General features: G+C 30.4%; 19 protein-coding genes and 5 pseudogenes. 13 read left to right on the top strand and 11 right to left on the bottom strand.

Features of this window, described 5'->3' with window-relative positions:
* Positions 1-162 precede the first annotated feature (162 nt).
* The 4 genes and pseudogenes from OTBS_RS03585 to OTBS_RS03575 all read left to right on the top strand — a co-directional run.
* Complete coding sequence (locus OTBS_RS03585) at positions 163-2,802, top strand: ankyrin repeat domain-containing protein (protein ID WP_232488901.1); 2,640 nt, start codon at positions 163-165, stop codon at positions 2,800-2,802.
* A gap of 186 nt (positions 2,803-2,988) precedes the next feature.
* Entirely contained in the window at positions 2,989-3,123 is a 135-nt protein-coding gene (locus tag OTBS_RS17550) for a hypothetical protein (RefSeq protein ID WP_269763911.1), read from the top strand.
* A gap of 364 nt (positions 3,124-3,487) precedes the next feature.
* Positions 3,488-4,681 (top strand): reverse transcriptase domain-containing protein, encoded by a 1,194-nt coding sequence (locus OTBS_RS03580; RefSeq protein WP_080571830.1) that lies wholly within the window; start codon positions 3,488-3,490, stop codon positions 4,679-4,681.
* A 346-nt stretch (positions 4,682-5,027) separates the two neighbouring features.
* Positions 5,028-5,282 (top strand): annotated as a pseudogene (locus OTBS_RS03575) (conjugal transfer protein TraD); the annotation flags it as partial.
* A 78-nt stretch (positions 5,283-5,360) separates the two neighbouring features.
* Here the strand turns inward: OTBS_RS03575 and OTBS_RS03570 are convergent.
* From OTBS_RS03570 to OTBS_RS03555, 4 genes are all read right to left on the bottom strand, one after another.
* Positions 5,361-6,287: an Rpn family recombination-promoting nuclease/putative transposase gene (locus tag OTBS_RS03570; protein ID WP_011944581.1), complete on the bottom strand. Its 927-nt coding sequence runs from the start codon at positions 6,285-6,287 to the stop codon at positions 5,361-5,363.
* 121 nt (positions 6,288-6,408) lie between these two features.
* Complete coding sequence (locus OTBS_RS03565) at positions 6,409-6,996, bottom strand: HD domain-containing protein (RefSeq protein WP_041621046.1); 588 nt, start codon at positions 6,994-6,996, stop codon at positions 6,409-6,411.
* A 41-nt stretch (positions 6,997-7,037) separates the two neighbouring features.
* The gene (locus OTBS_RS03560; RefSeq protein ID WP_041621047.1) at positions 7,038-7,544 is read right to left on the bottom strand and encodes an ATP-binding protein; all 507 of its coding nucleotides are present in this window, start codon (positions 7,542-7,544) and stop codon (positions 7,038-7,040) included.
* Positions 7,545-7,549: 5 nt separating this feature from the next.
* Positions 7,550-8,014, bottom strand: a complete 465-nt coding sequence (locus OTBS_RS03555; protein ID WP_011944637.1) for a sensor histidine kinase — start codon at positions 8,012-8,014, stop codon at positions 7,550-7,552.
* Between the two features lie 291 nt (positions 8,015-8,305).
* Between OTBS_RS03555 and OTBS_RS03550 the strand changes: the two genes are divergently transcribed.
* Both OTBS_RS03550 and OTBS_RS13995 read left to right on the top strand, forming a co-directional pair.
* Entirely contained in the window at positions 8,306-9,181 is an 876-nt protein-coding gene (locus OTBS_RS03550) for an IS982 family transposase (RefSeq protein ID WP_011944636.1), read from the top strand.
* A 699-nt stretch (positions 9,182-9,880) separates the two neighbouring features.
* Positions 9,881-10,021, top strand: a pseudogene (locus OTBS_RS13995) (IS110 family transposase); the annotation flags it as partial.
* 383 nt (positions 10,022-10,404) lie between these two features.
* Here the strand turns inward: OTBS_RS13995 and OTBS_RS16155 are convergent.
* Genes OTBS_RS16155 through OTBS_RS16140 form a run of 4 tightly spaced genes read right to left on the bottom strand, consistent with a single transcriptional unit; the run spans position 10,405 to position 11,385 of the window.
* A complete protein-coding gene (locus OTBS_RS16155) occupies positions 10,405-10,788 on the bottom strand; it encodes a reverse transcriptase domain-containing protein (protein WP_041621184.1) in 384 nt (127 codons plus the stop codon).
* Entirely contained in the window at positions 10,788-10,943 is a 156-nt protein-coding gene (locus tag OTBS_RS16150) for a hypothetical protein (protein WP_232488900.1), read from the bottom strand. The genes OTBS_RS16155 and OTBS_RS16150 overlap by 1 nt, the downstream gene beginning before the upstream one ends.
* A 15-nt stretch (positions 10,944-10,958) precedes the next feature.
* Complete coding sequence (locus OTBS_RS16145; RefSeq protein WP_232488899.1) at positions 10,959-11,210, bottom strand: reverse transcriptase domain-containing protein; 252 nt, start codon at positions 11,208-11,210, stop codon at positions 10,959-10,961.
* Positions 11,173-11,385: a hypothetical protein gene (locus OTBS_RS16140; protein WP_041621183.1), complete on the bottom strand. Its 213-nt coding sequence runs from the start codon at positions 11,383-11,385 to the stop codon at positions 11,173-11,175. Before OTBS_RS16140 ends, OTBS_RS16145 begins: the two co-directional genes overlap by 38 nt.
* Positions 11,386-11,823: 438 nt before the next feature.
* Here OTBS_RS16140 and OTBS_RS03530 point away from each other — a divergent pair, with 438 nt between their 5' ends.
* The 6 genes and pseudogenes from OTBS_RS03530 to OTBS_RS16125 all read left to right on the top strand — a co-directional run bounded on the left by OTBS_RS03530 (position 11,824) and on the right by OTBS_RS16125 (position 13,353).
* The gene (locus OTBS_RS03530; RefSeq protein WP_041621182.1) at positions 11,824-12,006 is read left to right on the top strand and encodes a hypothetical protein; all 183 of its coding nucleotides are present in this window, start codon (positions 11,824-11,826) and stop codon (positions 12,004-12,006) included.
* 16 nt (positions 12,007-12,022) lie between these two features.
* Positions 12,023-12,079, top strand: a pseudogene (locus tag OTBS_RS18260) (hypothetical protein); the annotation flags it as partial.
* 15 nt (positions 12,080-12,094) lie between these two features.
* On the top strand, positions 12,095-12,325 hold the full coding sequence (locus OTBS_RS03525; protein ID WP_041621181.1) for a hypothetical protein: 231 nt from the start codon (positions 12,095-12,097) through the stop codon (positions 12,323-12,325).
* A pseudogene (locus OTBS_RS13990) lies at positions 12,326-12,421 on the top strand (IS5/IS1182 family transposase); the annotation flags it as partial. It abuts the gene before it with no gap.
* A gap of 52 nt (positions 12,422-12,473) precedes the next feature.
* Positions 12,474-12,668, top strand: a complete 195-nt coding sequence (locus OTBS_RS16130) for a helix-turn-helix domain-containing protein (RefSeq protein ID WP_041621180.1) — start codon at positions 12,474-12,476, stop codon at positions 12,666-12,668.
* Positions 12,669-13,074: 406 nt separating this feature from the next.
* Positions 13,075-13,353, top strand: a complete 279-nt coding sequence (locus OTBS_RS16125; RefSeq protein WP_232488898.1) for a transposase — start codon at positions 13,075-13,077, stop codon at positions 13,351-13,353.
* Positions 13,354-14,513: 1,160 nt separating this feature from the next.
* Here the strand turns inward: OTBS_RS16125 and OTBS_RS03510 are convergent.
* Positions 14,514-15,452 (bottom strand): ACP S-malonyltransferase, encoded by a 939-nt coding sequence (locus OTBS_RS03510; protein ID WP_011944634.1) that lies wholly within the window; start codon positions 15,450-15,452, stop codon positions 14,514-14,516.
* A 176-nt stretch (positions 15,453-15,628) separates the two neighbouring features.
* Here OTBS_RS03510 and OTBS_RS03505 point away from each other — a divergent pair, with 176 nt between their 5' ends.
* On the top strand, positions 15,629-17,491 hold the full coding sequence (locus OTBS_RS03505; protein ID WP_232488897.1) for a lytic transglycosylase domain-containing protein: 1,863 nt from the start codon (positions 15,629-15,631) through the stop codon (positions 17,489-17,491).
* A gap of 271 nt (positions 17,492-17,762) precedes the next feature.
* On the opposite strand, the pseudogene OTBS_RS18255 reads toward OTBS_RS03505, so the two are convergent.
* A pseudogene (locus OTBS_RS18255) lies at positions 17,763-17,858 on the bottom strand (IS982 family transposase); the annotation flags it as partial.
* Positions 17,859-17,880: 22 nt separating this feature from the next.
* A complete protein-coding gene (locus tag OTBS_RS03500) occupies positions 17,881-18,654 on the bottom strand; it encodes an alpha/beta hydrolase (protein ID WP_011944632.1) in 774 nt (257 codons plus the stop codon).
* Between the last annotated feature and the right edge of the window lie 20 nt (positions 18,655-18,674).

The following is an 18,674-nucleotide window of genomic DNA, read 5'->3' as shown; positions in this document are numbered from 1 at the left end:
ATTATTTATTTTATATAAAATTGTATCATGAAAATCAAACTTAAGAACGCTGTTGAGCAAGCTCTTGATCATCTATTAAAAAATCAAGCGCAGACAGCAGCCTGTATAATTTATTCAATTAGTAATAATGATTCTGTGGTATTCCAAATACTATTAAAGGAAATGAAAGTTCGGCAATATGATACATTAATGCTACCTCAAAATCAGTGGAAAGCTTTAATTGAGCATTTTGCAATACAAGATAAGTATTATTGGTCTCTAAGAGCGCTAAGCAGACTTTTTCCATCGCTAATTACAGATCATGCACATGAAGCAGTACATTATGCCGCTTACTTCAAAGCAAACAGAAATCTTAAGCTCCTATTAAATCCTAAATTTAATCTTGATCTCAATGCATTAAGTCCTGGTAATGGCAATACTATCCTTGGTAATGCAATATTAGGTGGTAACCTAGAAGGTGTAAAGCTATTATTAAAAATGAATAGTGTAGACTATACAAAACCAAATAGTTGCAACTTTAGACCAATTCATGTTGCAATATGGAAGGATGAGATTGACATTCAATCTCATCAATGTATATATACAACAACCCTTAGAATACATTATAGACTTAAAGGACAAACTAAACTATTAAATACTCATTGCAAATTCAAAGCTCAATCATTACAAATGCAGTTGTTTTCTCGGCAACTTTATGAGAATCCATTCCAAATAGAAGATCATAATCAAAATGATTTTCAAACATGTACAATCCTTTTTATCAAAGTATTATCCTGCAAATCTCAAAAATATTTTCTAAAATTATTAGAATCTACTTCCAAAATATTGACATCAAGCAGTTTTGGATTAGCTCACAAAAGACATGTTCTAAACTTCATATCTTTTTCTGCTACATGCTTTGAACTTACAGATAGGGCTCAAACAGCACTAGAGAATCTATTAAATACTGTTATTATTCCACAAAATGAAGACCTTATACAAATAGATAAACTTCATGGTCTATACTGTTATATGATATCTAGGGCTTGTAAGGAACTAAATGTGGATAAAGCAAATTATTACGCAGAATTACTATTTAATCCAGCAGCAGTAGTTAATCCAGAGGATAAAGCAGAAGCATGTATTAGTTTAGCATTTCTTTATGAATCACTGTATACCTCACGTAAAGCTATATTCTATCTTGATAAAGCTATAGAAACTTGCAGATCTAGTTTATTACCAAAACTAGCTACTAAATGTTTTAGAGCATTGGTTAATAAAATTAATATTTATCAAGCATGTAATAAGGAACAAGATGCAAACGAGTGTATACAGCATGGTAATTTACCTAAATCTTTCAAAGATTTGTGTTTAATAACTCAGAAATTAAAATTTAAACAATATACTTCTGTCAAAGTTACAGATCTTGTAAAAGAAGTAGCTGAATTAGAAGAATTATCAAGTGTTAAGTTTAATAAGTCAGCTAATATAAAGAAACATAATAAATTAATAGAAAATCTAGGCTGGAAATATCCATACTTTGTTAATACTTATGTTTTTATATGTACTCATGCGCAAGATTTACAAACTCTCACCCATGCTATTCAAATTGCAGAATCTGGGCTGAGTTTATTTCCTGATCCAGCAATAGCTTTCTCAATAATCAAAAACACGTTATTAATTTATGCTAAAGCAGAGTTATATAATGAAGGAATAAAATTTTTACAAAAATACAGCACACAATATCCTACATCACAACCGCATATATTATATCATAAATATGTACTATACAGTAATAGCGATAATAGTGCTAAACATGCTAAACGTAAGTTAGCAAGCAAATTTCTTAAAGAACTTGAGCAAAAGTCACAGAATAGTAAAGTATGTTCAATTTTATACAGTAAAGCAAAAGAACTTGATCAAAGTGCTATGCAAAAAAAGATCAAGCATCAATCTGATAATGAAGATACAATATTAGCAGCATTACAAGCTTTGTTTCAGCAGAAAGTTAATTCAGAAGAAGAAGAAGTTAACAAGTATTCTTTGCAAGAAAATGTAGAGTGCCAATCTAGTGATGAAGATAGTATCTTAGAAGCATTACCAAGACTTTTTCAAGCAGAATCTCAAAATGAGATAGAGGCAGACTTAAATACTACACATTGGCATATTGATGATCAAAGAATAATATCATCTAATAATACTACATCCATAGCCAATAGCTCATCTTTTATAAACTCAGATGGATTATTTGCAATTATTGATGAAAAGATATCACGGCAGCTTGACACTGTTACAAAGCAACAATGTCAGGCAGCATTAGAAAAAGGTATAATACATAGACAAAAAAAATGCAGTGGAATAAAAATTTTACACGTTAAAGATAATAAGGTAATAGAATTAAAACTTATTAGCAGGGATTTGCGCCTTATTGCTACTACTCTTTACATAAATCCAGAGAATAAAATTCTAATAATATTTAACAAATTAGCTACTCATTCTACTCTTCAAAAAAATATAGTCAAAAGTAAGTATATTACTAAAAACTCTACATGCCCTGTCAATTGCACTGAAGTAGATAAATTTAAAATAGAAAAATCGTTCATACCACCAGAGGAAAGCGCTGCTACTGCACAATCATGTTCATTAAGCGAACAAATTCATGCAAAAGTTGAAACCAAGTGCATGATTGATGAATTTACAACATTAGATATAACTGATACAAGCGATTTAGCAGAAAGTCATTGTGAAAATAATGAAGACAGAGAAATACTAGGTAGCAGCAAAGATGAAGGCTTTTCGTTATCTGGAAGAAGCTTATTATAACGCAAGTTTGATATAAAAAATAGAGCATAAAGTAGATGGATTAAGCATTACAGCAATGTTAAAATAACTAATTATGTTTAAGTATTCCTTACACAAAAACAATGTTAGGAATATTTAATTCCTGAATTAACACAAATTCTATATAATGAATATGCTATATTATACACGAGTTCGATATAAGAAGATATGATAGATATAGTTGGTGCGTCAAGAAAAGGTGAATTAATCTTACTGGTGAAAGTCCAGTTATGGAAGGAGAAGCTAGATCCACCATATAGCGAGTCTTGTGCTGCTGAAGGTAACGACAGTAGTAAAGCGTAGACAGTGAAACATTCGAGCCGAAACCAAATGGTGAACGTGATAGCCCTGAAAGTGAGATGTAGTGGAAGCCGATATGTTCTAGCACATAGTAGGCAAAAGAAGATTGGAGGTCAAACTAGTAAAAATCCAAAAATTTTCAACCACCGGGGTCGCAGGCGTCAGCGAGTTTGTAAAGATTAATGACACAACTTGAGAAGTCCTTATAACTCTTACGTAATTAAGTAAGTATTCAAAGTACAAGTGATGAAACATAAGGCTTTGGAGATGGTGTAAGGATGGCTGAGTTAGCCATAGTAGTGATGAAACCTAGTAATGTGGGTGGAGCAAAGGGTTAGCAGAAAAGTAAGAATGCAAGAGGGAAACAATGGCTGTACACAGCATAGACAGAAATACATGGTTAACGAAACTTGAGCGTATAAAGTTGCTATCATCGAAAAATCAAGACATAAAGTTTAATAATCTAAATCAAGACATAAAGTTTAATAATCTAAATCAAGACATAAAGTTTAATAATCTTGGACATATCATTGATTTAAAGATATTAGAAGAACAATATAAGGAACTCGATAGCAAGAAAGCGATAGGAATAGATGGTATAACCAAAGAGGATTATGGTAAGAAGTTGAAAGCAAATCTGCTCTCGCTTCTTACTAGAATTTGCAATGGGAAATATCAGGCTAAACCTGCACGAATAACGGAAATTCCAAAAGAAGATGGAGGCAAAAGACCTTTGATAATATCATGTTTTGAAGATAAGATAATCGAGTCTACAGTAAGCAAGATATTAAACTCTGTGTTTGAGCAAATATTCTTAAAGTATTCATATGGATTTCGACCTAAATTAAATGCACACGACGCTTTAAGGGAGTTAAATAGACTTACGTATAACTTCAATAAAGGGGCTATAGTAGAGATTGATATAACAAAGTGTTTCAATACAATCAAGCATTGTGAGTTGATGGAATTTCTAAGAAAGAGAATATCTGACAAGAAATTTCTAAGACTAGTTATGAAACTGATTGAAACACCAATCATAGAAAATGGTACTATAGTTACTAACAAAGAAGGTTGTCGTCAAGGATCAATAGTTTCACCAATTCTGGCAAATGTCTTTCTGCATTATGTTATAGATAGCTGGTTTGCAAAAATCAGCAAAGAAAACTTAATGGGACAAACAGGAATGGTGAGGTACTGCGACGATATGGTATTTGTCTTTGAAAGGGAAGCAGATGCGAAAAGGTTTTATGATGTTTTGCCTAAAAGGTTAAATAAGTATGGGCTAAATATCAATGAAGCTAAATCACAAATGATAAAATCTGGTAGAGACCATGCTGCAAATTTAGCCCAACAATGCAGGAAGATCGCAAGTTATAATTTTCTTGGATTTACTTGCTATTGGAGAAAATCAAGATTTGGCATAACATGGAGACTAAAATATACCTCAAGGAGAGATCGTTTTACTGAGAAACTGAAAGGACTGAGAAAATATTTGCGTAGTCAGCTAAACAAGCAAGATAAAACACAAACATTATCACAAGTCATTAAAGTTATTAGGTGAATGGATCAACTATCATGGTATATCTGATAATAAAAGACGAGTAAGTTCATTTATCAACCAAAGTAAACGGGCAATATATAACTGGTTTAATAGAATGGGAGGAAAACGTAAGATGAATTGGAAAAGACTAACCGAGATACTTAAAAGAGTAAATTTTCCTAAAATTGGAAAGATTGTCTCAATGTTCTAGACAACAAATAAGGCATAATGCTTATCTTATTTTTGAGAGCCGGATGCGGTAATTCTGCAACTCCGGTTCTGAGGAGGGGCCTAATTGAGCAATTGGTTAGGTCTACTCACATAAATCTTAGAGTTCAAAAAATAATGCTACTTTTTTTTGAACCAGCTATCTTTACATCCAAATGTTCAGAATCATTGGACTACAATCGGTAAAAATATTTTTGATAAGGAACAGCAAAATAAAGCTGCTGTGATTTTAAAATTTTCCTCTGAACTAGATGAAAACACTAAGCGCCACATTCGCCTTCATGGCTTAAAATGGAATAGCTTTCGTCAAGAATGGTGCGGCCATGTTAAAGATATTGAGGCCTTAAAGAATACCCTTCTCAATGTTCAGTATAGTATAGAACTTGTAGTGTGATATAAGGCATCTATATGATTTAATAGAAATAGCATACAACACATTAAAGGTAAAATTTTGTATGTTGTATATTTCTTATTATTTTACGCTATTTTTTAAATTTAATACTTCTTGTATTGATAAATCCGTATATTCAGCAATTGTCTCAACTGATAATTCAGATTTCAATAATTTTATTGCAAAATCTTTTTTTGCTTCAGCTTTGCCTTCAGCTTTACCTTCAGCTTTACCTTCAGCTTTACCTTCAGCTTTACCTTCAGCTTTAGCGCGTTCGAGTTTATAATCTTCTACTGCTTTATTATCCCATATACGCTTTAACTCTTGTTCATAGGTTATTAGTTCGTCTTCGCTCCAATTAAACTGATCTAATGCCTCATACGCTCTTTTGATTATTAAATCTTCACCTATTATTTTATGATATCCATCTAATGTTGTTTCTTTTGCATGTTTAAAAAAATAGCACCACTTCTCTGTTATATCACTTAACTCTTCCACTCTATTTTTTTTAAATTTTGGTAATTCTATAAAGGTAAATGAAAAGTCCTTTAGATCATGCTCATATGTCTTTTTATCCAATATTACATGCCTTGATATATAGTCTTCTTTGTTTGGAAACAATTTATAATCTGCTATAGCTATAAATATAACTTCCTTTAGGTCTGAGTATTTTCCTTCCTTTCCTCTATTTGGTTGCCTACCATATGCTTTTGCTGCATAATACTGCGCTCTTTTTTCAAATCCTTGTGTAGGATCTACTTGCATTTCTATTATATATTGCGCTCCGTTTTTATCTTTACACAAAACATCTACTATTGATTCTTTTTTGGACGCTATATCAGCGTCTAATATCGTACCTAAAAACTCTACTTCTGTTATTTCTCTATTCCCTTCAAACAATAATATATCGTTCAGAAAATGTATTAGTATGTCCTTGTTTTTTTCTGATCCAAATATCTTTTTAAATGCTACATCATTCTTTGGATCTAAAAATCTTGATAAATGCATATATTTTTCATATTTTCTATTCTTTTTAAATTATACAACAAAATAACTTACATGAACATTCTCTTATTGAATTTTAATTTCTGCAATTCACTACATTAACCCCCTATTAAACTTTAGTTTATTAGGTAGCATAAAGCTCACAGTATTTATTTAGCTCTATAGCAATCTCTGGTAATTTAAGGTATTCAGCAAGAGGTATAAATTCTTGCTGCGTTTCTAGTATGATTTCTTGTCTTCTTTTGGCTGGCTTTATGAATATAGTTTTAATATTATCCAATCTGTCCAATAGTTTGATTAGTAATAGCTCTACTTTATCTTGATTCACTAATGTTTTAATCATTTTCATGGAACTGGTTTTCTTACCACATATGTTTCTTATAAGAGCTAGAACTTGCTCGGCAATGTTATTATTAAATTCCATTGCTATCTTTTCTTTGGTTAGTTTTGTATCCTCAATTACATCGTGTAATATTGCAGTAATAATTATATCAGTTTTAAAGGTGTGGTCTGATACCATGTGGGCTACTTCTAATGGATGTGTGTAGTATAGTTCTCCTGTATCTCGCTTTTGATTGCTATGATATTTTTTTGCATAAAATATAGCTTTTTTTACTTTATCAAGATCAATGTGTTTATTAAAACTATGATTAATCAAGTCCAGCTTATCAAGTAGTTTATTGATATGTTCACAATTTAAAAATGCCAACATTATTTCCTCCATCTCCATTAATAATTCTAATTTTCAGTTTCTCAATGAACTTCTATAGGTATACTATACGTGAAGGCTGTATACTTGCCTTGCTTACTTTCTAGTTTAATTTTTCCAGTAATTTCATGTATAAACTGTTTAACGAGTAGTAATTCAGATCCTAGTACTGCATAGCTTTTGATATGTAAGTTTCTGAGCTCATTATTTATCTTTTTCACTTTCTCAGCTGAAATTCCAATTCCATTATTACGAACAATTAATTGTAATATTCTATAATTTGTCTTTTGATTTGTAGAAGGTAGCAAATCAACTTCAACACTAATTTCGCTGCATTTACTATTAGTAGCATTGCAAATTAATAGTGTTAGTACTGCCTGTATTTGAATACTATTTACAATGATTAAATCTTTTATATCATTTTTAAAATTGCAGCTAAGATTTATTCCTTTATTTTCTGTGAATGGCTTCAGTGCTCTAATATTACATTTACTTTTGCCTGAATACCAAAATCTCCAGATTTTATAGTATGACTCATAAAATGCTTCCATATCTTTTAATTAAGTTGTACTGGTATATCGCAAGTAATAGCTGTGAACTTATTTGCCTCGCTCTTTATTTCTAATTTGCCACTTAGTTTGTTAACAATGTAATTTGCAAATTCTAGACTCGAGTTTAATATTTCTGGATACTCTAATGCTGGATGCAAATCAGTAAATTTTGCATTTATTTCTTGTAGTTTTTCTTGTGAAATACCTTTTCCGTTATCACGTACTATGAATCTTAATATTCTGTCTTTTTCATTCGCCTTTCGATACGGCGAAGTAAATAACCTAACTATAACATCAACCTGACAGAATTTATTAACTCTAATAGCTCCACTTATTAATTGACTAAGTATAGTTTGCAATAGACAACTATCTCCAATAACAATATCATTGATGTTATCCTGAACATTGTAACTGATCGATATTTCTCTATCTTCAGCAATTTCTTTCAGCGAGCTAATTGTATCCTTCAATAGTTTTTGTATGCTAAATTTTTTTGAATGTACATTTTGAAGCTTAATTTGGCCTCTAAGTGAGTAAACTATCCTGTTACAGTAGTCTTGTAACGTCAGTTTAGGATAAGAAAAAGTATGAAAAGCATAATGAAAAAGGTCTACAAGAGATAATGTACAATTAAATTATGCAATATATTTAAATACGCTAGAATAGGATAAGAGGAAATATAAAAGGTAGTAAATAAAAGGTATACAAAGAGAGAATGTTGAGTTATAAAGAAAATTTAAATAAAAATGAAATAACCCAACATGAAAAAATGTATTGTAACAGTATACTATTTAATAGATAATTTTTGCAAGATATATCAAGAGTGGGAAAGAAAGAGATTAATACCAAGTAGTAATCAAAGGAACAGAGATGGAAAGTTATCTTTAGCTGAGTTATTAACAATAACGATATATTTTTATTTATCTCCATGCAAGGATTTTAAAAATTATTATCTATATTACTTGCGTTATAAGTATAAAGAATACTTTTGCTTGCCAAGCTATAGTAGGATAATACAACTATTACCTAGAATGTTGCTACTATTAGCCGTATTAATGCATTATCTGAAAGGAGATGAGACTGGTATATATTACATCGATTCTACAAAGTTAGCAATTTGTCATAATAAACGTACTTCCAGCAATAGAGTTTTTAACAGATTTTCTAAAATTGGTAAGAGTAGTTATGGCTGGTTCTTAGGCTTTAAGCTTCATCTTATAATCAATAATAAAGGCGAAATAATGTCAGTTAAAATTACTAAAGGCAATAAAAGCGACCTATCTATGGCTTCAGTTATTTCTAAAGGCTTATCTGGTAAATTGTTTGGTGATAAAGCTTACATATCTAAAAAGTTATTTCATCAACTGTTGTCCAATGCTCTACGTTTATTTACTAATCTTCGTAAAGATATGAAAACATATTTATTGCACATAGAAGATAAGCGCTTATTAAATAAACGTTCCTTAATTGAACCTGTCTTTAATGTACTAAAAAAACATATGCTTTTAGAGCATACTAGACACTGCTCTCCTCTTAATTTCTTTGTTCATATAATTGCTTCTCTTGCTAGTTATTCTATCTCTAAACTTAATCTCCATCTTATCTCTTCTTCTTCTTCTTCTAACTCCTTATCCTAAATTGACGTTTTAAAGCTTTTTTTATATGTAATATTTAATCTCTTTAATGCTTTTTGTATACTAATGCTAATTTAGGATAAGAGAAAATATGAAAGGTAGTGAGTAAAATGTATACAAAAGATAATGTATAATTATATATTATCTGTCGTTTTAATTAATAACCGTTTATTTATTGCTCATATTTCTACAAATATTCTTTCATAAACATTCACTATTATAACACTTGTATATTACATATTTCTAATTGTTTCTTATCCTAAAATTGCATTTACAGACATGTGAGCAATAAATAAACTGTTATTAATTGAAACTATATTTAAAGATATTACATAATATCTCTTGTAGACCTTTTGTATTATATCTTTCATACTTTTTCTTGTCCTAAACTGACGTTACTAGACTTACTTACTCCTAGTCGTTCAGCTCTTTCATATTGATATGCCTAACTATGTTGACTCACATCTTCTTTTAGTTTTTCAATAGAGATTTTTCTTGGAGCTATGTTTCTGTTTTTTTACAGCAATATGCTTTTACTTCATACAAATACTGTATTCTTTCATATCTCAAAACGTTTTGATACTTTTTCAAAACTAATTTTTTCTCCTTCATTTATGTTAGCACTTTTTTCCAAAATATATCGAATATGTCATATTAATTACTTTTTCATTGCATTTTATTATTATAATTGTTTTATAGTAGTTTGGCTATAGCTATAAAGTCAGCGTAGTAAATCCTGCACGTATTAAAGGTTTTGCAATGAATAGACTTAATTGTACAAAAACAGATAAAGCAGACAGTGCATTAATATCATACTTTTTTGAGGCAATGAAACCAAAAGCTTAGCATCCACAAACACCTTATATTCAAGAACTACAGCAGCTAATTGATCTATTTTTGTATTCCTTATTTTGTGAGTAGACCTAACCAATTGCTCAATTAGGCCTCTCCTCAGAACCGGACTTGCAGAATTACCGCATCCGGCTCTCAAAAATAAGATAAGCATTATGCCTTATTTGTTGTCTAGAACATTGAGACAATCTTTCCAATTTTAGGAAAATTTACTCTTTTAAGTATCTCGGTTAGTCTTTTCCAATTCATCTTACGTTTTCCTCCCATTCTATTAAACCAGTTATATATTGCCCGTTTACTTTGGTTGATAAATGAACTTACTCGTCTTTTATTATCAGATATACCATGATAGTTGATCCATTCACCTAATAACTCTAATGACTTGTGATAATGCCTGCGTTTTGTCTTGCGTATTTAGCTGACTGACTACGCAAATATTTTCTCAGTCCTTTCAGTTTCTCAGTAAAACGATCTCTCCTTGAGGTATATTTTAGTCTCCATGTTGTGCCAAATCTTGATTTGCCCCAATAGCAAGTAAATCCAAGAAAATTATAACTTGCGATCTTCTTGTCTTGTTTGGCTAAATTTGCAGCATGGTCTCTACCAGATTTAATCATTTGTGATTTAGCTTCATTGATATTTAGCCCATACTTATTTAACCTTTTAGGCAAAACATCATAAAACCTTTTCGCATCTGTTTCCTTTTCAAAGACAAATACCATATCGTCGCAGTACCTCACCATTCCTGTTTGTCCCATTAAGTTTTCTTTGCTGATTTTTGCAACCAGCTATCTATAACATAATGCAGAAAGACATTTGCCAGAATTGGTGAAACTATTGATCCTTGACGACAACCTTCTTTGTTAGTAACTATAGTACCATTTTCTATGATTGGTGTTTCAATCAGTTTCATAACTAGTCTTAGAAATTACATCAACTCACAATGCTTGATTGTATTGAAACACTTTGTTATATCAATCTCTACTATAGCCCCTTTATTGAAGTTATACGTAAGTCTATTTAACTCCCTTAAAGCGTCGTGTGCATTTAATTTAGGTCGAAATCCATAGGAATACTTTAAGAATATTGGCTCAAACACAGAGTTTAATATCTTGCTTACTGTAGACTCGATTATCTTATCTTCAAAACATGATATTATCAAAGGTCTTTTGCCCTCCATCTTCTTTTGGAATTTCCGTTATTCGTGCAGGTTTAGCCTGATATTTCCCATTGCAAATTCTAGTAAGAAGCGAGAGCAGATTTGCTTTCAACTTCTTACCATAATCCTCTTTGGTTATACCATCTATTCCTATCGCTTTCTTGCTATCGAGTTCCTTATATTGTTCTTCTAACATCTTTAAATCAATAAGATGTTCTATAGGAAAATGTGCAAAGGTAGATCAAGTATAAGGGAGAAGAAAGGTTAATTTTTATTAACTTCTACACTTTATAGAACCTACTATTAACTTATGTTAACTTTTATTAATATTTATAATCAATCTTCAACTTTAACTATAAATATAATTACAATATTTGTCAATATAACAAAAAAATTAAAGCAAAAGGTTGAAAAAAAATTTAGGGAATTTGGATCCAGTTTTCAATCTAGGGGTTAATCTAATGATCGAAAAATATATACAACCTAGGATTGATAAATGATTTTCAAGTTATACGTATAATGAACAAATTTAGTATAAAAAATTTGATATCAAAAAAAGCATAATTTATATCAGATGTTTAATAAAGCGTAATATATATTAATAATATCAACATTAATATTATGTGGGGTAATTATGCCTTCAATATCATTATCATCAAAGTTTAGAAAGCGGTTATTAAATAAAATTAATATCCCTGAGGGAGAAAAATTATTAATTATCCACGATCCAGATACAATAGGACTTAAACTGAAAATCTCATGGGTAGTCCGTGGAGTAAGAGTAAGAAAAACATGGGTTTTTAGAACAAAAATTTAAAAACCAGAGTTTAAAAATAACGATAGGGGTATTTCCAGATTTATCTATTAAAGAAGCTAGAAAAATAGCAAGAGAATTAAAGACATTAATGGCGAAAGGAATAGATCCAAGAGCAGTAAAACGTCAACAACAGATAGAAGAAAATGAGAAACGTATAAAAGAAAGAGAAAGAAAAGCTAACGATATTACATTCAAAGAGCTGTGTTATAAGTATATTGAAGAGTATGCCAAAATATATACTATAAACTGGAAAGAGAATGCTGACAGAGTACATACTTATGCACAAGCATTAGACCTCTTTCGAAACTGGTTAACGTAGTTCAAAATTATTGCTGATAAATATCGAAATAGACGTGAAAGATTCGGTCTTAGATTTAATTTGATCTCTGGTATTTATAATTTTGAACTACGTTAACCAGTTTCGAAAGAAGTCTAATGAAGTTTAAGCATAGTATTCTGAAAAGAAAATGCCAAAATCATATAGCCAAGACTTTTGGGAGAAAGTAATAAAATGTGTTAATCAAGGAAAAAGTTGTAATGCTGCTTCAGTAAAATTTGATATAGCAGCAAACACAGTAAGAAATTGGTATAAAAGATATAAATCAGAAGGTCATTATAAAGAAAGAGATCGTCTTGGTAAAAAAGGAAAATATATAAGATAGAATTTGAAAAATACATTTCGCTAAATCAAAATCTAACTCTGGCACAAGCAGGGAAACATTTTGGAATTTCAATAAGGGTAGCGAGTTATTATATGAAAAAATTCGGCTATAGTTATAAAAAAAACGTTTACCTACATGGAAGCAAAACCAGAAATAAGAGAAAAATATCAACAAGTGAATAAGTGTGCTATACCTAAGGAAAACTTGGTATACATAGATGAAAGTGGCATTGAAATGTCTATATGCAAGAATAGAGGGTGGAGAAAAAAGGAACTCATGTAAGCAGCAAAAAGAGTGGTAAATATTACGAGCGTACAAATATTATAGCTGGTTATGTTAATAATAAATCAATCGCACCTATGATATTTAATGGTGCATATGTAATACAAGATTATTTGAAGCTTGGGTGCAGCAGGTATTAATTAATGAGTTAGAGCCTGCTCAGTTTGTAGTAATGGATAATGCTGCTTTTCATAAGTCTAAAAAAACTAAAGAGTTAATAGAATCTGTTGGTTGTAAAGTTATTTTTCTTCCACCTTATTCTCCAGATTTAAATCCGATAGAAAAGTTTTCGGCTAATATGAAGCTGTGGATTAAACATCAAATTACTCAATTTGCTAATTCTATTATCTCTTTTTTCTATGCTCAAACTTCATTTGTAAATGACTATAAATATATTGCATAATTATAATTGTACATTATCTCTTGTAGACCTTTTTCATTATGCTTTTCATATTTTTTCTTATCATAATCTGGCGTTAAAAGAGTAAATTTTCCAACAAATCAGGCATAAAGCTTATCTTATTTTTCGGGAATAAGAATGCGGTAATTCTGCAAATCAGGCTCTGAAGATGGTTCTAATTGAGCGATTGGTTAGGTCTACTCACACAATAATCACATAATATTTTATAACTTTATTGGAAATATCATTCCAACAGAATGGAGAAAGCTAACTATTGAAGTTGAAAATAGGATAATAATTAAAGACAATGTTAAGTTACATAATGTCAATTGCATAAAACTTCTAAAAAATTTTCAGCACTATAACAAAAAAGAAAAAGAAGAAAATATAACCTTACCAGAAAAAAAATTTGCCCAAACATGAAAGAAACTTCATGTCAAACTGAAACTTTTTTCAGGGACATATATAGTCATTTACAATGAGGTTTGAGCATAGAAAAAAGCGATAATAGATTCATAAAATTTACCAAATTGAGTAATTTGATTCCTAATTCACAGCTTTATATTAGCCCAAAACTGTTCTATCGGATTTAAATCTAGAGAATAAGGTAGCAAGAAAATAACTTTATAACCAACAGATTATATTAATTTTATCGCTTCTTTCTATACTCAAACTTCGTTGTAAATGATTATATAATATAACTGTTTTATAGTGGTATAGTTATAGATCTTTGAAAGCAGTAACTTCAGATAAGCTATATGCAATGATATGAAGTTATCAGGAAAAGCGTAATACGTAAAACCCATACATTACGTTTGATGTGACGTATGATAGAAACTGGGATAACTAAACTACATCACCTTTACTTGTCAATACATTATGGTATGGGAAAATGGCAATATTTCTTTGTTATCATACTACTTAATTCATACACTCTATACTATTCTATGGCCGAAAGAAGTCTATTGTTGCTTTATATAAGGTATTTACTCAATTTAACAAAAAAGCTTTTTAGTTCCATTCCTTTATTACTTTTGGACAAGTGATTTGATAGTTTCAATAATAAACTGAAGCTTAGATTCTAGACGCTTTTTATTGTTTTTGCATAAGTTTAAGTTATAGCAATATAATTTTTTATGCTTCAATTTTCAATTAAAAAAATGCTATATATTATTTAAGAAAGCATCAATTTCAAATATTGAATTGATGCTACTACATTTAAAAGTATACTGCCCTTTTTTTGCTAGATTAATTAAAACTTTGCCAGGACCTATTTCAATTAGTCTACTAACATTTTTTTGTTGTAGTAAATCTAAAGTTTCTCGCCACCTTACTTTCCCTTCAATCTGTCTTATTAGGCAATTTTTAATATCAATAGGCGTAGTAACAATATTAGCGCTGTAATTAGCTACAACAATCATTTTGGTAGGTTGAATATTTACTTTATCAATAGCTTGCCTAAATATGCTTGTAGCATCTGCCATTAGCGAACAGTGAAAAGGACCACTTACGTTTAATTTGATAGCTCTCTTGCCTTTAGCGCGCAACATATTCATTGCTAAGTTAATTGCAGTAGTATGACCACTAATAACTACTTGCCCCAATATATTGTCATTAGCAATTTCGCAGACTCCTATAGTGGAACAATAGTCAAGAATTGGATTTAATTCTTCCATGGTAACACCAAGACAAGCCGCCATACTACCATCACATCTAGATGCTACAGCATGCATAGCATTAGCTCTAACCTTAAGTATCTTCGTAACTTCATCTAATGATAAAGCACCAGCTGCGCACAGTGCGCTGTATTCACCCAAAGAATGGCCAGCTACATAATCTGCCATTTGATAACATTCCATAGTAGCTTGTTGCTCCAATACTCTAATTATTGCCATTGAAACTGCAATAATTGCTAGTTGAGCATTCTTAGTTAATGTTAGAGTACTGATAGGACCATTAAATATAATATCAGTTAATTTTTCTGCAATAATATCGTTTACCTCATGAAAAACATCTCTAGCTACAGGAAAATTATCATATAAGTCTTTTCCCATACCAACAAATTGTACTCCTTGACCAGGAAAAACAAATACTGTATACATAGATATTCTTTTGTTATATATTCTAGAGTTGGATATTAAATATGAAAATCATTAAGTTAATCTTTTTTACTGTTGTTATCAATATTTATTTATTGTACTCAGTATGCGCTCAAGATTCTTATGAAAACATAACATATCAGCATCTAAGAAATAAACAGTGGGATGAAGCTGTATTGATGGCTGAAAATTCTGGCAACGAAATTTTATACAAGATAGCCTTAGCGCAAAAATTTCTGTATTCTGACAGTAGCATAACATTTGAAGATGTTATAGCTTTTTTACAAGCTAATCCAAATCATCCGCAAAAAAATCATATAGCTAAACGTGCAGAGAAAGTTATTAATCATTTTACTGATCAAAATTTAATAATTAGATGGTTTAATAAAACACCTCCTCAAACAGCTAAAGGCTATTATTATTATGCTTTAGCTGCTTATAAGCTTATAACAGATTTGGACATAAGAAATAAGATAATACATACTGCCTGGAGGTTTTGCGATTCTGACTATATAATACCTTTTTTAGATAATTTTTGTGATTTGTTAACAATAGACGATTATTATGCTAAGATCACACAGTTTATATTAACAAATAAAATACCTAATGCTAAAGCTTTGTTAAGCAAGGCTGGTAAAAAAAAACTAAATCAACAAGTTTTGAATTTTATGGTTGCAGCAGCTAGTAATGATAATAATACAGAGAAATTATTTGCACAGTTACCAACAACTCAGCGTTATAAAAATGAAGTATTATATAGCATTTTAACATATAAATTGAAAAATAATGATTATAGCTCTGAACTAGAACAACTTTTTTCTCAAGTTCTAGAGTCAAAAATTACAGATAATTTTTTATTTTCTTCAAAATTATGGTGGCAATTAAGATCAGAGGCTGCAAAAGGATTGCTAGCTACACATAATTACTCTGCTGCATATAACATTATAAAGAATGCTATAGTGGATGATGTATATACTTCTATCGAATATAATTGGCTAGCTGGCTGGATTGCTCTTAGGTTTTTACATAATTCAGCTGATGCTATTACTTATTTTACTAACATGGCACAACAAGTTACAAAACCTATAGATATATCAAAATCATATTATTGGCTAGGTAGAGCTAATCAAGTAGCAGGAAACAGTCAAATTGCTCAGGATTATTATAAAAAAGCTACTCAGTATCCATATACCTTTTATGGACAATTAGCTATTCTTGAAACTGAGAATAAAGTGTTGCCACTATTCTCTGATTTGCAAATTAACATAGACAATATTGAGTTTAGCGATATTGAATGCGTAACAGCTGCTGAAATGTTACTAAGTAATAATTTACCAGAATTATCAAAAGTATATGCAGTACAAGCTATCAGACACGCTTGTAATAATATCGAAATGTACGCTATTATACACAGACTAATTAATATACAAGAATTAACTGGTATAAAAGACGTTTCTTATGTTGCAAAATTAATTAAATTTGCTGAATGTGAAGCTTTATTCCCTACTCACTATTCTTATCCAACACCATATAACATGATAGATTCTCACATAGATAAGGACATATTGTACAGCGTTATTATGCATGAATCAATGTTTGATCAATCAGCTATTGGAGCATCTAATGATCAAGGATTAATGCAGATAATGCCAGCAACAGCAAAAGATGTTGCTACTAAATTTCTAAAAATTCCATATGTAGCTACTAAGCTTATTACTGATCCTAGTTATAATATTAACCTTGGTAGTCACTACTGGAAAAGAATGCTAGATATTAATGATGGTTCATATGTATTAGCTACTGCTTCATATAATGCTGGTCCATCTCGAGTTAGAGGTAGAACAGGAATGAAGGGTTGGATAGAAATTTATGGTGATCCACGTAAATATAAAGATGATAAGTATAAAGTGATTGATTGGATAGAAATTATTCCATCTGACAAACGAAATTATGTACAGAGAGTATTAGAAAATGTCCATGTATACAGAACTATTCTTCATCAGCAGCGTAATGAAATATATTATATGGATTTCTTATTTTGATTTAAATTAAGAGCTTGATATAAGAAGTAAGTCAAAATCTAGGTATAGTCAGCGTAGAACCTATTACTATTCTATTTAGAACCCATATCGTGCTTAAGTAAGGCAATGAGCTCGTGATAAACCATTTTGGCAAATGTCTTTTTTTCTATTGTTTATTAATACTTCTATTATACTATTATAAACGCTAGAGCATAATACTGAAGTAGAAGAAAAAGAACATGAGATAAGATTGGAATTAAGTTTGGAGATAGAATGACTAGCAAGAGGAGCGATTATATATGAAACAATTAATAAGAGAACGATGTCTAGTATGCTCTAAATGTAGATGTTTTTTGAATACATTAAATATAGACTCAATTAAGGAACGGTTACTCGCCAATCATTCTTCATTACACTAATCTGGCATTAATAATTTCCTTGATAGCATAAGATATATGACTTAAGCTAACAGAATCTGAAAGAAAATGGTCGGCATATTTTAGTAGCTTAAGAGTAGAATAATGAGTTTGAACTTTATTAATTAGATCTATAGAGCCTTGATATGGCACCTCTTGATCCTGCATACCATGAATAATAGCAATAGGACACTGAATATTAATAGTAGGTTTATTTAATAATAAATATTTCCTAGCATTACATATTAGATTATAACTTATATGATACTTATTGTTACACGTATTTCCTGTTCCACCCAATTCAATATATCCTGTATGAATCATACTGTTTTTATTTTTTTCAGTAAGCTTATTCCAAATTAAAGTTTCTGTAAAATCTATTGCAGGAGCTAAAGCAACTACTCCACTAATTTCAATTTCGTTTTTAATAGCAGCTAGCATTGCTAACCAACCTCCTAAACTCGAGCCAACAATAATATTCTTAAAATTATTGCTAGTGTGATACATAATAGCTCGAGTTGCATCAAACCAACTCTCAATGGTTTGATCAATAAATCGACCAGAAGAATTACCATGGCCATAATTGTCAAAAGCTAAGAAGTTGAGATCTTCTTCTTGACATAGTTGATATAAATAACTAGACTTCTTACCTGACATGTTGGACATCATACCATGGAGAAAAATAATATTAATTAAACTGTTTTTTTGACTTTTATGTTGCCTGTAAGCAATAAACCTACCATCATCTAAGGTATAAATTTTATGCATTTATTTAGTATCAATATTAA

Origin of the sequence: Orientia tsutsugamushi str. Boryong, from assembly GCF_000063545.1 — a bacterium.
In the GTDB taxonomy this organism is placed as follows: Bacteria; Pseudomonadota; Alphaproteobacteria; order Rickettsiales; family Rickettsiaceae; genus Orientia; species Orientia tsutsugamushi_C.
Note: the sequence above shows the minus strand (reverse complement) of the source record. Positions and strands in the feature narration are given on the sequence as shown.